Origin of the sequence: uncultured Stenotrophomonas sp., assembly GCF_913778665.1 — a bacterium.
GTDB lineage: Bacteria > Pseudomonadota > Gammaproteobacteria > Xanthomonadales > Xanthomonadaceae > Stenotrophomonas.
Genome location: NZ_CAJYVQ010000002.1, coordinates 92,310 through 108,023 on the forward strand (window position 1 = coordinate 92,310; position 15,714 = coordinate 108,023).

A 15,714-nucleotide genomic window follows, 5' to 3' on the forward strand; every position below is an offset into this window, starting at 1 on the left:
GAGTCGAGGGCGGCAGGCCGCCTCTCCAGGTCGCTAACGCAGCTGCAGGAGGTTCTCCCCCAGTCATCGGGCTCGGGCGCCCGTGCAGGCGCCGGGGCGGAGCATTCGCGCCGCGCGGGTTACCATGTGCGCATCACTTGCTGGAGTCTTCCCCCATGAGCGCTGAAATCCTCGTCCCCGTGTCCTTCGGCGAGCTGCTGGACAAGATCTCGATCCTGCAGATCAAGTCCGAGCGCATCAGCGACGAGGGCAAGCTGGCCAATGTGCGCAGGGAGCTGTCGGCGCTGGATCAGACCTGGATGGCACACCCGGCGGCGGTGAAGGACATCGCCAAGCTGCGTGCCGAGCTGAAGGCGGTCAACGAGCAGCTGTGGGATATCGAGGACGACATTCGCCTGAAGGAGAAGGCGCAGGCATTCGACCAGGGTTTCGTCGACCTGGCGCGCAGCGTCTACCTGCGCAACGATGAGCGCGCGCGCATCAAGAAGGCGATCAATCTGGCGCTGGGTTCAGCGTACGTGGAAGAGAAGTCGTACCAGGATTACGCGCCGCGCGCGTAATCCCCGGCCGCCCGCAACGGTAGATCCACGCCATGCGTGGATGAAACCGCCGGGCGCAAGCCAGCGCCCGGCGCGCCCGTCACCCCAGGTGATCGGCCACGTAGCGTTCGAACGCGGCAATGCCGTCCTCGACGGTGATCAGTTCCATCACGTCGTCGAACTCGATCTTGGTGCCCCACTTCAGGTCGTCGGCCTGCTTGCCCAGGTACTTGCGTGCGGCATCGTCGTAGCGGTCCACGCAGTAGCGGCGGTCCGAGTACGGGCCGCTGCGGTGTGGGTTGCTGGCGGCATGCAGGCCCAGCACCTTGGCGCCCATCGCGTTGGCGATGTGCATCGGGCCCGAGTCCGGGGTCATCACCAGGTTGGCGCGGGCCAGCAGGGCCGGCAGCTGCTTGAGCGTGTCCTTGCCGACCAGATCCAGTGCGGGGGTCTGCAGCTGCGCCTGGATGGCATCGGCCATGCTGCGCTCCAGCTCACTGCGGCCGCCGCACAGCACCACCTGCCAGCCGCGCTGGACGGCATGGTTGGCCACGGCGGCGTAGCGGTCGGCGTACCAGTTGCGGCGCACGTGGCTGGAGCACGGCGAGATCATCAGCACCGGCCGGTCATCGTCCTGCCACTGCGCGGCGGCCCACTCATAGGCGGAGGGCGGTACCGCCAGGTCCCAGCTGACCTCGGTCTGGCGCAGCCCCAGTGGTTCGCAGAAACTGCCGATCGCATCGAGCACATGGATGCCAGGGCGGTCGGGAATGCGCTCGTTGATGAAGAGCCCGTGCAGGTCCTTGGAGCGGCTGCGGTCGTAGCCGATGCGGCGCTCGGCCGGAATGAAGGCCGACAGCAGGTTGGCGCGGAACGCGACCTGCATCTGCAGCAGCGCTTCGAAGCGCCCTGGTGGCAGCTGCTTGCGCAGTTCCTTGACGCCGGCCATGCCGCTCTTCTTGTCGTAGGCATGGAAGGTGACGCCGGGCAGGCCGTCGAGCAGTTTCTGCCCGACCTTGTCGATGATCCAGTGGATCGGCGTATCCGGGCGCGCGGCCTGCAGGGTGCGCACCAGGGGCACCACGTGGGTGACATCGCCGAGTGCGGACAGGCGCAGGAGGCACAAGGAGGAGGACGCTGATGCCATGTGTTGTTAGACTCAATGAAATGGTCGCATTCGACGCCAATGAAGCGCTGACGCCATGCCGCGAGGGTCGCGGCATCGGGGCCATTCTGTTCGACCGCGAGCGGCTGCGGCAAGCCGACGTCGGCCTGTTCTCGCCCCAGCACTGGGGCAGCAAGGCCCGGCCGGTCGGCGAGGGTGGTCGTGGCAGCGCCTGGTTCATCGATGCGCCGTTCGGCGCCAGCGTGCTGCGCCACTACCTGCGCGGTGGACTGGCGGCCAGGATCAGCCATGACCAGTACCTCTGGCGCGGCTCGGACCGGACCCGCAGTTTTGCTGAATTCCGGCTGATGCGCGCACTGCGCGAGAAGAAGCTGCCGGTACCACGGCCGATCGCCGCGTTCTACATGCGCGAGGGCCTGCGCTACCGCGCCGCCATCCTGATGGAGCGGATCGAGGGCGTGCGCTCGCTGGCCGACCGCGCATTGGTCGCAGGGCGCGGCGCCCCGTGGGAGGAGACCGGACGGCTGATCGCCCGCTTCCACCGTGCCGGGCTGGACCATGCCGACCTCAACGCGCACAACATCCTGTTCGACGGCAACGGCCACGGCTGGCTGATCGACTTCGATCGCGGGGTGATCCGCATTCCGGCCACCGCCTGGCGCGAGCGCAACCTGAAGCGTTTGCTGCGTTCGCTGATCAAGCTGCGCGGCGAGCGCAGCGTGGAAGACGTGCAGAAGGACTACGCGCGGCTGCGCCGCGCCTATGACATGGCCTGGAACCGGGGCACCTGATGGACTGGTCGTTGCGTTTCCTCGGCGTCGGCAATGCGTCGGCGGTCGAGCTGGGTTCGCCGATGTCGGTGATCGAACGCGATGGCCGGCCCTGGCTGACCATCGATTGTGGCGGTGAAGGCCTGACCGCATTCAAGGCCCATTACGGGCACATGCCGCAGGCGCTGTTCGTCACCCATGTGCACCTGGACCACGTGGCCGGCTTCGAGCGGCTGTTCGTGGATACCTTCTTCGGCGCGCAGCGGCGCGGCAAGGTGCGCCTGTACGTGCCGGCCACGGTGGTGCCGCTGCTGCACAAGCGCATCGGCGACTACCCGAATGTGCTGGCCGAGGGCGGTGCCAACTTCTGGGATGCCTTCCAGCTGATCGTGGTCGGCGAGGCGTTCTGGCACGAGGGCGTGCGGCTGGAGGTCTTCCCGGTACGCCATCACTGGCCGGAGACGGCCTACGGCCTGCGCCTGCAGGGCGCGCTGACCTGGAGCGGCGATACCCGCCCAATTCCGGAGATGCTGGCCCGCTTCGCCAGCGACAATGAGCTGATCGCCCACGACTGCGGCCTGCACGGCAACCCGTCGCATACCGGCGTGGACGATCTGGAGCGTGAGTACAGCGCCGAGCTGCAGGCGCGGATGATGCTGTACCACTATGCCAGCGTGGCCGATGGTGCGGCGCTGGCCGCGCGCGGGCACCGTGTCGCGCAGCCGGGGCAGTGCGTGCCGCTGGCCAGCCCGACGGCGCCGCACGTGCTGGTGCAGGATCCGCCGTGAGCGGCACCGGCCAGCCCGCCGACGCGGCGCTGGCCGCTGAACTGGAGGCGCTGGAGCGCGCGCTGCACGCGCCGCAGGTGCGCACCGACCGTGAGCGCTTGGCTGCATTGCTGGACGAGGAGTTCAGCGAGATCGGCAGTTCCGGGCAGTGTCATGGCCGTGCGGCCGCGCTGGCGGAGATCCCGCTGGAGCGGGCGCAGGTGAGGATCGAGTCGGATCAGTACGCGGTGCGGCTGGTGGCCGATGGCCTGGTACAGGTGCGCTACCGCAGCCGCTATCACGTCGATGGGCAGGCGCAGCGCTGGGTGCTGCGCAGTTCGCTGTGGCGCCGGCACGCGCAGGGGTGGCGGATGCTGTTCCACCAGGGCACGCCCGAAGCAAGCTAGCGCTGGGCCATGCCGGGCGAAGCACGCGAAGCCGGGGTCACATCCCTTTGGCATGCAAAAGGATCTGACCCCAGTGCAGAAAAAGGCGATGGCCCCGCCGGCTGACCTCGGCGCCCGCGTCGATCGATACCGTTGCTGCCTTCCGGCCCTGGCGGGGTTTTCGACCTAGCGTCGCGAGGGGCCGACGGGGCCACCATAGAGACGTTGGCCGCCCGGAGGGCGGCCCGTTCACGGATCAGGGGAAGCAGCGCGCGATGCGCCAGAGACCACAGCCGGACTGCACATCGGTTGTCCGACGGCAGACGCGCATTCTAGCGCAGGCGGGACCACCGACGCCAGCTTCACGCACTGAATCGGCTGTAACCCATTCCCGGCCGGGGCGGCGAGGCATTGCTCCCGTTGCTAGAATGCCGGCCAGGAGGAACGGCCTCCCCCACATCGGGAATCAAAGACCAGGACGGCCTGGCCCTACCAAAAGGAGGGCCATCATGGCCTGGATCTATCTGTTGTTCGCCGGCCTGCTGGAAATCGTCTGGGCCGTGTCCATGAAGCAGTCCGAAGGCTTCACCCGGCTCACCCCCACCGTGGTCACCGTCTTCGGCATGATCGCCAGCTTCTGGCTGCTGGCCGTAGCCATGCGCACCCTGCCGCTGGGCACCGCCTACACGATCTGGACCGGCATCGGTGCGGTCGGTGCTTTCGTGGTCGGCATCGTGTTCCTGGGCGAACAGATCAGCCCGATGCGGATCGGCGCGGCGGTACTTATCGTTTTTGGCCTGGTTTTGATGAAACTCTCCAGCACCTGAGGGTTTATCCGCGTCGGGTTATCTACGCCAGGCCGGTTTGCCGTGAATAGGTAATGCGCATTTTCGGCAAGATAGATTTATTCACCTATTTTATTTGACGTACGTCATGAAAATTATCTGGGTGATTCACGCGGCACTGTCGGCATCCGTCGCACAGTGCCGCCATTCGTCAAGCGAAACCGGGGAGTTTTCGCCCTGACGGGTACGCCGACGCGCCGCTCTTTCGTGCGCGATCGTTTGAAGATGTGAAGATTTTCCGAAGTGAATGCCGTAGGCCTTGTTTCCGTGATGGAACAGGGATGGGCGGCATCGTCTTCAAAAAACTTAACTGCCGTGCCATCCGGTCTTTTCATGGAGATTTGCCGATGAACCGCATTTACCGTCTGGTTTTCAATCGCGCCCTCGGCGTAATGCAGGTTGCTTCGGAGGTCACCCAGAATCCCGGCGGAAGTGCCACCCCCCCGGCAAGATTGCCGCGATTGCGCGCGCACCAGCTGGCGGTCGCATTGGCGGCCACGCTGGCCAGCGGTTCGGCGCTTGCGGCGTGCAATACCGCCGGCAGCACCATCACCTGCCCAACCGGCTCCACGACCACTTCACTGGCCAACGGCACCAATGGCGTGACCCTGGATATCCTGACCGGTGCCCAGCTCAGCGTGCCGCCGGTGGTGGGTGGCGCTGCGGTGACCCTTAGCGGCAACGGCATTACCGTGAACAACCAGGGCACGGTCGATCCCACCATCAGCGGTGGCCTGAGCCTGGCGGCGTCGGGCATGGTGCTGGGTAACGCGACGGTCGGCGGCAACGCCATCAACGTGAACAATCTGTCCGGCGGTTCGATCAACGGCCTGGTCAATATCGCCTCCCTGCTCGGTTTCGGCGGACAGGCGCTGGTGGTGCAGAACGCTGCGGGTGGCACCAGCACGGTCGTCAACAGTGGCTCGGTAAGCATGTCGATCTTCGGCGCGGGTCTGTTCACCGCCGCCGATGCCCCGGCCATCCTCAGTTATGGTGGCGCGCAGACCCAGTTCACCAACACCGGCAACATCACCGGCCGCGTCGGCTTTGCCGGTTCCGCCTCGGCGACCAATGGCAACACCTTCCTCAATGCAGGCACGATCAATGGCAGCGTGCACCTGGGCAACTCGACTGCAGGCAATACGTTCACTGCGGTGTCCGGTTCCAGCGTCAACAACGCTGGCGTGGGCATCGCCGGGACCGTCGCTACCGTCAGCGTGAATCTGGCGGCGGCGGGCCAGGTCGATGGCGGCTCGGCGAGCAACAACAGCCTGGTGCTGCAGAACAGTCCCACGGGGCCCGGTTCCGGCACCGGCGGCGCGCCGACCACGGTGGGTTGGAACCAGTACGTCAATTTCCAGCGGCTGACCGTCAACAGCGGTACCTGGAACCTGCAGGGGGCGTGGGCGGGCGCGGGTACGACCACGCTCAACGATGGCCTGGTCAACTTCAACAATGCGTCTGCGTTCGGCAGCGGCCTGTTCACCGCCAACGGCGGCGCGATCGCGGCCAGCACCACTGGCCTGACGCTGGGCAACAACTTCGGCCTGACAGGAAACCTGCAGCTGTCGGGAACAAACGCATTCGGCCTGGGCGGGGTGCTGTCCGGCGCCGGCGGGCTGACCGTCAGCAACACCAGCGTGGTGACACTGGGCGGCGCCAATCTGTTCAGTGGCGGCGTCAACCTCACTGCCGGCGGCCTGCTGCTGGGCAATGCCGGTGCGCTCGGCAGCGGCATCCTGACCGTCGGTGGCAGCGCCTCACTGGATACCACTGCCGGCTTCGGCGTGGCCAACAACCTGGTGATCAACGGCGGCGGCACGCTGAACCTGCTGGGCAACAACCCGTTGTCATGGAATGGCGCGATTTCCGGTGCTGGCAACCTGGTCAAGAACGGAGCCAGCACCCTTACCTTGAACGGTGCCAACTCGCTGACCGGCAACTTCAGCCTTGCCGGGGGCTCGCTCGCGCTCGGCGCGGGCGGCAGCCTGTCACCCACGGCTGCGATGACGCTGGGCGTTGGCACCACGCTGGACCTGACGGCAGCGGCCAACCAGACCATCGGTTCGCTGGCTGGCCTCGGCGGCGCGGTGAATCTGGGCAGCCGCACTCTGACCTTGGGCGGGCTGGGCAACACCAGCTACAGCGGCACGTTTGGCGCCGGCACCGGTGGCCTGATCAAGCAGGGCACCGGTGTGCAGACTCTTTCCGGTGTCAACGGTCTCAGCGGCGGCGTCGCGCTCAATGCCGGCGGACTGCTGCTGGGCAACGCGGCAGCGTTGGGCAGCGGCACGCTGTCCGTCGGCGGCAATGCGACGCTGGATGGCACGACCGGGTTGGCGTTGACCAATGCCGTCAATCTCGGTGCCGGAGCCAGCCTGAATCTGCTGGGCAATCAGGCGCTCACCTTCAACGGCGTGATGGGTGGCGCTGGCGGCCTGATCAAGAATGGCGCGGCAACACTGACGCTCAACGGTGCCAATACGTTCGGTGGTGGGCTGGCATTCAATACCGGCAGCCTGGTGCTGGGCAATGGCAGCGCGCTGGGAACCGGTGCCCTGAACGTCGGTGGAGCCGTGACCCTCGACGGCAGCTCGGCGTTGAGTGTGGGCAACACCATCAACCTCGGTGCAGGCGGCTCGCTCGGCATTCTGGGAGGCAACGCACTGACGCTGGGCGGTGTCATCGGCGGCGCTGGCAGCCTGGTGAAGAATGGCGCGGCGACGCTGACCCTGACCGGCGCCAATACCTACACCGGCGGCACCGCCATCAACGCAGGAACACTGGCGATCGGTGCCGGTGGCAGTCTCGCCACTGGCGGCAGCGTCAACCTCGGTGGCATCGGCGCCACGTTCGACATCTCCGCGGCGGGCAACCAGACCGTGGGTGCGCTCAGCGGCGTGCTCGGCTCGACCGTGGCGCTGGGCGGAAACACGCTCACCTTCGGTGATGCGGCCAACCAGACCCTGGCGAGCGCGGTCTCCGGCGCCGGTGGCCTGGTCAAGCAGGGCGCCGGCACGCAGACGCTGTCCGGCGCCAATACCTTCAGCGGCGGCCTGAACCTTGCCGCGGGTGGGCTGCTGCTGGGCAACAACGGCGCTCTCGGTACCGGTGCACTGACCGTCAGTGGCAACGGATCGCTCGATGGCACTGCGGCGTTGAATCTGACCAATGCGGTGAACCTGACCGGTACGCTGAACCTGCTGGGCGGGCAGAACGTGACGCTGGGCGGCGTGGTCGCCGGCACCGGCAGCCTGGTCAAGAACGGCACCTCGCTGCTGGCGTTGAACGGCAACAACACGTTCAGTGGTGGCCTCACGCTCAACGCAGGCAGCCTGCTGCTGGGCAACAGCAGCGCACTCGGCACCGGCGCGTTGAGCATCGGTGGTACGGTCTCGCTGGATGGCAGCGCCCCCCTGAATCTGGCCAACAACGTTGCACTGGGTGCTGGTGCATTGCTTGCACTGCCGGGCACCCAGGCAATCACCTTGGGCGGGGTGGTGTCCGGCGCCGGTGGGCTGGTGAAGAACGGTGCCACGCTGCTGACCCTCAATGGCGCCAACACCTTCGGTGGCGGGTTGACCGTCAACGGCGGCGGCCTGCTGCTCGGCAATGCCGGTGCGTTGGGCACCGGCCCACTGTCGGTGGGTGCCAATACCACCCTGGATAGTACGGTTGCACTCAACCTGGCCAACAACGTCAACCTCGGTACCGGTGCAGTACTCGACCTGCTGGGCAACCAGAACGCGTCGCTGGGCGGTGTCATCAGTGGCACCGGTGGCCTGGTCAAGAACGGTACGGCAACACTGGCGTTGAATGGTCCGAATACGTTCAGTGGCGGGGTTGGCCTGAACGCTGGCGTGCTGCAGCTTGGCAATGCGCTGGCCCTGGGTACCGGTGCACTGGATGTGGGGGGCAACGCCTCGCTGGATGCAGCCACGGCACTCACCGTGGGCAACACCGTCGGCCTGGCGGCCGGTGCCAACCTCACGGTACTTGGCAGCAATGACCTGACGCTCAGTGGGCCGGTATTCGGTGTTGGCGGGTTGATCAAGGACGGCGCGGCACGGTTGACCCTGAGCGGTGCCAACCTCTACACCGGTGGCACCACCATCAACAACGGCACGCTGGCATTGGGCGCAGGCGGCAGCCTCGCTGCAGGCGGTGATGTCACCCTCGGCAATGCCGGTGCAGGTTTCGATATTTCCGGCGCCAGCGGCAACCAGACCATTGCCGCGCTGAACGGCGTCGCCGGAACCGCGCTGACGCTGGGCGGCAATACGCTGACTTTCGGCACCAATGCCAACGCCACGTTTGATGGCGTGATCAGTGGCACGGGTGGCTTGGTCAAGACCAGTACCGGCATCCAGACCTTGTCCGGTGCCAACACGTTCAGCGGTGGCCTGGCGCTCAATGGCGGCGGGCTGGTGCTGGGCAACGCCGATGCGCTGGGGACCGGCGCGCTCGGTGTGGGTGGCACGGTCAGTCTCGACAATACGGTGGCGCTGAACCTTGCCAACGCGGTGAACTTCGGTGCCGGTACGCAGCTGACCCTGGGCGGCAGCAATGACGTCACCCTGGGTGGCGTGCTGAGCGGCAACGGCAGCCTGGTCAAGAACGGCACTGGCCTGCTGACCCTCAACAACACCAACACCTTCGGTGGCGGCCTGACCTTGAACGGCGGCAGTCTGGTGGTGGGCGCCAATGGCGCGCTGGGTACCGGCGCTTTGGCGGTGAACAACAGTGCCTCGCTGGATGCCGGCGCTGCGGTGACGCTGGGCAACGCGGTGAACCTGGGATCGGGCGTGGCACTGACCGTGCCGGGCAGCAACGCACTGGCCCTGGGCGGCATCGTGTCCGGCAATGGCAGCCTGATCAAGAATGGCGCCGCCACGCTGACGCTGGCAGGCGCCAACACCTACAGCGGTGGTACCACCATCAATGCCGGTACGCTGGCGTTGAGTGCGGGCGGCAGCCTTGCCGCCGCCGGCGACGTCACTCTCGGCAATGCCGGTGCAAGCTTCGACATCTCCGGTGCCACCAGCAACCAGACCATTGGTGCGCTCAACGGCGTGGCCGGAACCACGCTGACGCTGGGTGGCAATTCGCTGACCTTCGGCACCGCGACCAGTGGCGCCTTCGACGGCGTGATCAGCGGTGGTGGCGGGCTGGTGAAGGTCGGCACCGGGGTGCAGACCCTGTCCGGTGCCAACACATTCGGGGGCGGCGTGACGCTCAATGCCGGCGGGCTGGTGCTGGGCAATGACGCGGCGCTGGGTACCGGCGCACTGACCGTCGGTGGCGCGGCCACGCTGGATACCACCGCGCTGGCGACGCTGGCCAACAACGTTGTGCTCAATGCCGGGCTGACCGTGCTGGGCACCAATGCGATCACCCTCAACGGTGTGCTCTCCGGCACCGGCAGCCTGACCAAGAATGGTGGTGCAACGCTGACCTTGAACGGCATCAATACCTACACCGGTGGCACCAACGTCAACGCCGGTACGCTGGCGCTCGGCGCCGGTGCCAGCCTGGCCGCCAGCGGTACCGTCAATCTCGCCAGCGGCGCCACGCTGGACCTGTCGGCCGGCAACGGTACGCAGGTGTTCGGCACGCTGGTCGGCAACGGTACGGTCAACCTCGGGGCCAACAACATCGAAGTGGGCAGCGCCGCCAATGGCACCTTCAGTGGTTCGATTGCCGGCACCGGTGGCCTGACCAAGGTCGGTAGCGGTACCGAAACGCTGACCGGTACCAACACCTATACCGGTGGCACCACCATCAACGCCGGTACGCTGGCGATCGGTCCTGGCGGCAGCCTCGCCGCGAACGGTGCGGTGAACGTGGCCGCGGCCGGTGCCGGCTTCGACATCTCGGCGTCCGGCGCCAACCAGGCCATCGGTTCGCTGTCCGGCGTGACCGGCTCGCTGGTCAGCCTCGGTGCCCACTCGCTGATCCTCGGCGGCCCTGACAGCAGCACCTTCAATGGCGTGATTTCCGGTACCGGTGGACTGGTCAAGAACGGCACGGGCATCCTCACCCTCGGCGGCGCCAACCTGTTCAGTGGTGGCCTCGCATTGAACAGTGGCGGCTTGGTGGTCGGCAACAACAGCGCGCTGGGTACGGGGGCGCTGGACGTGGGCGCCGACGCGACGCTGGACAGCAGCCTTGCAGTGACCCTCGGCAACGCCATCAACCTCTCTGCGGGCAACAACCTCACCCTGCTCGGCAGCAATGCGCTGACCCTGGGCGGCACCATCGGCGGTGGCGGTGGCCTGGTGAAGAGCGGCGCGGCCACGGTGACCCTGACCGGCGCCAATACCTACACCGGCGGTACCACCATCAACAACGGCACGCTGGCGGTCGGTGCCGGTGGCAGCCTGGCGTCCACCGGTGCGGTGAACCTGGCCGGTGCCGGCACGCTGGATATCTCCGGCGGCGGCAACCAGAGCATCGGTTCGCTGGCTGGCGTAGCCGGCAGCACCGTGGCGCTGGGCGGCAACTCGCTGACGCTGGGCGGGGTCGCCGACAGCACGTACAACGGCGTGATCAACGGCAGCGGCGGGCTGATCAAGAATGGCGCAGGCGTGCAGACGCTGACCGGTGCCAATACCTTCAGTGGTGGCGTCGCACTCAACGCCGGTGGCCTGGTGGTCGGCAACAATGCCGCGCTCGGGACCGGTGCGGTGACCGTGGCTGGCAATGCCACGCTCGATTCCAACAGCGCGATCACGCTGGGCAACAACTTCGTTCTCAATGCCGGCCTGACCGTGCTGGGCAGCAATGATCTGACCCTCAACGGCAACCTGAGCGGCACTGGCTTCCTGACCAAGGAGGGCCTGGCCACGCTGACCTTGAATGGCACCAACACCTACACCGGCGGCACCAACATCAACGCCGGCACGCTGGCGCTGGGCGCCGGGGCCAGCCTGCATGCCAATGGCATCGTCAACCTGGCCACCGGCGCGACCTTCGATCTGTCCGCCGGTGCCGGTACGCAGCAGTTCGGCACGCTGATTGGCAACGGCACGGTGAATCTGGGCGCGAACACACTGACCATCGGTGATGCCACCAACGGTACCTTCTCCGGATCAGTGGCGGGCACCGGCGGACTGATCAAGGAGGGCGCCGGCACCCAGACCCTGACCGGCACCAACACCTTCACCGGCGGTACCACCATCAACGCCGGCACGCTGGCGATCGGCGCCGGCGGCAGCTTGGCGGCGACGGGGGCGGTCACCCTGGCCAATGCCGGCACCGCGTTCGATATTTCCGCAGGCGGCAACCAGAGCATCGGCTCGCTGGAGGGCGTGGCAGGTTCGAACGTGTCCCTCGGCGGCAACACGTTGACCTTGGGCGGCATCGGCAACACCGCGTTCAATGGCAGCATCGACGGCACCGGTGGGCTGATCAAGAACGGCGCAGGCGTGCAGACGCTGGGCGTTGCGAGCACCTTCAGCGGCGGCGTCACCCTCAATGCCGGCGGACTGGTCGTCGGCAATGGTGCCGCGCTCGGCACGGGCGCGTTGACCGTGGCCGGCAACGGCTCGCTGGATGCCAATGCGGCGCTGACCCTGGCCAATGATGTTGTGCTGGGCGCCGGTGCGACGCTGGATGTGCTGGGCAGCAGCGACCTGATCCTGGACGGTGCGGTTTCCGGTGCGGGCGGTCTGACCAAGGATGGCGCGGCCACCCTGACCCTGGCCGGCGCCAGCAGCTACACCGGCACCACCACCATCAACAGCGGCACGCTGGCGGTGGGCGCGGGCGGCAGCCTGTCCGGTGCCAGCACGGTGAACCTGGCTGGCACCGGCACGCTGGACATCAGCGCCGGTGGCAACCAGAGCATCGGCGGCCTGGCCGGTGTTGCCGGCAGCACGGTGGCGCTGGGTGGTGCAACGCTGACCACCGGCGGCAACAACGCCAGCACCACGTTTGCCGGCATCCTTGGTGGTACCGGCGGCCTGGTGCAGGGCGGCACCGGCACGCTGACCCTGAGTGGCGATAACACCTACACTGGTGGCACCACCATCAACGGTGGCAGCACGCTGCAGATCGGCAACGGCGGCAGCACTGGTTCGGTGCTGGGTGACATCACCAACAACGGCAGCCTGGTCTACAACCTCGGCAGTACGGCAACGGTGAGTGGCGTGGTCAGCGGCAGCGGTGGCCTGACCCAGGCCGGCAGCGGCACGCTGGTGCTGACCGGCAACAACACCTACACCGGCGGTACCACCATCAATGCCGGCGGCACGCTGCAGGTCGGCAATGGCGGTGCGACCGGTGCGATCGTCGGTGACATCACCAACAACGGCGCGCTGGTCTCCAACGTGGCCGGCAACACGGCGCTGGATGGCATCATCAGCGGCAGCGGCAGCCTGACCCAAGCCGGCGCCGGTACGTTGACCCTGACCGGCAACAACACCTACACCGGTGGTACCACCATCAATGCCGGTGGCACGCTGCAGGTGGGCAATGGCGGTGCGACCGGTGCGATCACCGGCAACGTCGCCAACAACGGCAGCCTGGTGTTCGACGTGGCCGGCAACACCACGGTCGGTGGCGCCATCAGTGGCACCGGCGCGCTGACCCAGGCCGGTGCTGGCGTGCTGACCCTGGTCGGCAACAACACCTATACCGGCGGCACCACCATCAATACCGGTGGCACGCTGCAGGTCGGCAATGGCGGCGCCACCGGTTCGATTGCCGGTGACATCACCAACAATGGCGCGCTGATCTCCAGCGTGGCCGGCAACACGCAGCTGGGCGGCACCATCAGCGGCACGGGCGCGCTGACCCAGGCCGGCAGCGGCACGCTGCTGCTGACTGGTACCAACACCTACAGCGGTGGCACCACCATCAACGCCGGTGGCACGCTGCAGCTGGGCAATGGCGGCGCGACTGGCTCGATCGTCGGTGACATCACCAACAACGGTGCGCTGGTGTCCAACGTGGCCGGCACTACCACGCTGGGCGGCACCATCAGCGGCAGCGGCAGCCTGGCCCAGGCCGGCAGTGGCACGCTGACCCTGACCGGCAACAATACCTACAGCGGTGGCACCACCATCAACACCGGTGGCACCCTGCAGGTCGGCAACGGTGGCGCGACCGGCGCGATTGCCGGCAACGTCACCAACAACGGCAGCCTGGTGTTCAACGTCGGCGGCAACACCACCGTCGGCGGCACCATCAGCGGTAGCGGTGGCCTGACCCAGGCCGGCAGCGGCACGCTGATCCTGGGCGGCAACAACACCTATACCGGTGGCACCACCATCAACACCGGGGGCACGTTGCAGGTCGGCAATGGCGGTGCCAGCGGTGCCATCACCGGCAATGTCAGCAACAACGGCAGCCTGGTGTTCAAGGTCGGTGGCAACACCACGGTCGGCGGCACCATCAGCGGCAGCGGTGGCCTGACCCAGGCCGGCACCGGCACCCTCACCCTCACCGGCAACAACACCTACACCGGCGGCACCACGATCAATGCCGGCGGTACCGTGCAGGTCGGAAACGGCGGTGCCAGCGGCTCGATCACCGGCAACATCACCAACAATGGTGGCCTGATCATCAACACCAGTGGCACCACCACGCTGGGCGGCAGCATCAGCGGCGACGGCAGCATCGTCCAGGCCGGCCCGGGTGGCCTGAACCTGGGCGGCAACAGCGGTGGCTTCAGCGGCACCGGCCAGGTCACCGGTGGCGGCCTGAATGTCACCGGCACCATCGGTGGCCAGTGGACCATCGGCAGCGGCACCACGCTGTCCGGCACCGGCACCATCGGTGGCACCGGCGGTGGCGTGACCGTATCCAGCGGCGGCGTACTGTCGCCTGGCAATGGGCAGGGCAACGGCAGTGGCGCCGGCAACGGCACCGGTACGATCACCGTGGGCGGCAACCTGACCCTGGCGCCGGGCAGCACGCTGGGCATCGATCTGGGCGCCACCGGCAGTGATACCGTGCAGGTCGGTGGCAGCGCGACGGTGGGCGGCAGCACTGTGCGGGTGAACACCATTTCGCCCAGCACCAGCTACCAGCAGGGCCAGCAGTACACGGTGGTCAACGCGGCCAGTGGGATAAGCGGGCAGTTCGCTTCCGCGACTTCGCCGTCGGCGTTCCTGACCATCACCCCGGTCTACACCGCCAATACCGCCAACCTGAAGATCGACGTGGCGCAGACCGCGGCATTCACTTCGGTGGCCAACAGCCGCAACCAGTACAACACTGCGGCCGCGCTGAGCAGCCTGCCGCAGAGTGGTCCGGCGCTGGGCCTGTACAACACGGTGCTGATCTATGACGCGGCCACCGCGCGCAGCGCGTTCGACCAGTTGTCCGGTGAAGTGCATGCGGCCAGCCGTGCGGTGCTGCTGTACGACAACTACCTGGAAGAAGGCATCCGCCAGCGCCTGGGCAGTGAACTGCCGACCGTGCGTGGCGAGCGCGCCTCGGCCTGGCTTGCCGGCAGTGGCAAGGTGTTCAAGCAGGATGGCGATGGCAACGGGGATGAGATCCGCGCCAACCGCAATGCGCTGATGGCCGGTGTCGATTGGCAGCTGGGCGAGCACGTGGTGCTGGGCGCGGCGGCCGGCAATGAACGCCTGGATACGCGCCTGTACGATCGCAGCTCGCGCGCCCGTCTACGCGGCAACACTTTCGGCCTGTATGCGCAGGGTGAGTGGAACAACGGCTTCGCGGTGGGTGGCAGCGTGTCGCGCGGTGATTACCGCACGCGTACCACCCGTGAAGTGCCGCTGCTGGGCCAGACCCTGTACAGCCGCCAGGATGCGGACGTGACCATTGCCCAGGTCGAAGGCAGCTGGACCTGGAGCCACGGCCGCACCCAACTGCAGCCGTACGTGCAGTTCACCAAGCACTGGGTCGACCGCGATCGTGCGGTCGAGCAGGGCGGTACCGCCGCGCTGGTGCTGGAAGGTGGCAAGGACACGCTCAATGTGAGCACCGTGGGCGTGCGTGGCCGCTGGGATGTGGGCAGCGGCGAGCGCTTCCCGGCGCAGCTGACGGTTGGCCTGGGGTGGCAGCACGCGTCGGGTGATACCGACGTAGCCAGCCGCAACCGCTTCGCGGTCGGTGGCGATGCCTTCGATGTCTACAGCGCGGTGATGGCACGCAACGCGCTGGTCAGCCAGGTCGGCGTGGCGGTGGGCCTGGGTCGCAACAGCCAGCTGTCGATGTTCGTGCAGGGCCAGCATGGCGATGGTCGCCGCGATGTCGGCGGGCAGATCAACCTGCGCATGGGCTTCTGAGGGGAGTAGGGCAGCAAGGG

At 67.1% G+C, this 15,714-nt stretch carries 7 protein-coding genes and 1 other RNA gene; 6 read left to right on the forward strand and 2 right to left on the reverse strand.

The annotated features are described in order from the left end of the window. Window positions 1-155 precede the first annotated feature (155 nt). The gene (locus QZ853_RS01240; protein ID WP_295570072.1) at window positions 156-560 is read left to right on the forward strand and encodes a DUF6165 family protein; all 405 of its coding nucleotides are present in this window, start codon (window positions 156-158) and stop codon (window positions 558-560) included. A gap of 79 nt (window positions 561-639) precedes the next feature. Here QZ853_RS01240 and QZ853_RS01245 read toward each other — a convergent pair whose 3' ends face one another. Next, window positions 640-1,686: a glycosyltransferase family 9 protein gene (locus QZ853_RS01245; protein ID WP_295570074.1), complete on the reverse strand. Its 1,047-nt coding sequence runs from the start codon at window positions 1,684-1,686 to the stop codon at window positions 640-642. Window positions 1,687-1,706: 20 nt separating this feature from the next. Here QZ853_RS01245 and QZ853_RS01250 point away from each other — a divergent pair, with 20 nt between their 5' ends. Genes QZ853_RS01250 through QZ853_RS01260 form a run of 3 tightly spaced genes read left to right on the forward strand, consistent with a single transcriptional unit; the run spans window position 1,707 to window position 3,609 of the window. Further along, window positions 1,707-2,456: a 3-deoxy-D-manno-octulosonic acid kinase gene (locus QZ853_RS01250; RefSeq protein WP_295570075.1), complete on the forward strand. Its 750-nt coding sequence runs from the start codon at window positions 1,707-1,709 to the stop codon at window positions 2,454-2,456. Continuing rightward, window positions 2,456-3,223 (forward strand): MBL fold metallo-hydrolase, encoded by a 768-nt coding sequence (locus tag QZ853_RS01255; RefSeq protein WP_295570077.1) that lies wholly within the window; start codon window positions 2,456-2,458, stop codon window positions 3,221-3,223. Before QZ853_RS01250 ends, QZ853_RS01255 begins: the two co-directional genes overlap by 1 nt. Then, window positions 3,220-3,609, forward strand: a complete 390-nt coding sequence (locus QZ853_RS01260; RefSeq protein WP_295570079.1) for a DUF4440 domain-containing protein — start codon at window positions 3,220-3,222, stop codon at window positions 3,607-3,609. The genes QZ853_RS01255 and QZ853_RS01260 overlap by 4 nt, the downstream gene beginning before the upstream one ends. Before the next feature lie 91 nt (window positions 3,610-3,700). Here QZ853_RS01260 and ffs read toward each other — a convergent pair. Further along, an RNA gene (gene ffs, locus QZ853_RS01265) (signal recognition particle sRNA small type) lies at window positions 3,701-3,797 on the reverse strand. Window positions 3,798-4,097: 300 nt separating this feature from the next. Between ffs and sugE the strand changes: the two genes are divergently transcribed. Beyond that, window positions 4,098-4,415: a quaternary ammonium compound efflux SMR transporter SugE gene (gene sugE / locus QZ853_RS01270; RefSeq protein WP_295570081.1), complete on the forward strand. Its 318-nt coding sequence runs from the start codon at window positions 4,098-4,100 to the stop codon at window positions 4,413-4,415. A gap of 365 nt (window positions 4,416-4,780) precedes the next feature. Beyond that, complete coding sequence (locus tag QZ853_RS01275; protein WP_295570083.1) at window positions 4,781-15,694, forward strand: autotransporter-associated beta strand repeat-containing protein; 10,914 nt, start codon at window positions 4,781-4,783, stop codon at window positions 15,692-15,694. Window positions 15,695-15,714: the final 20 nt, after the last annotated feature.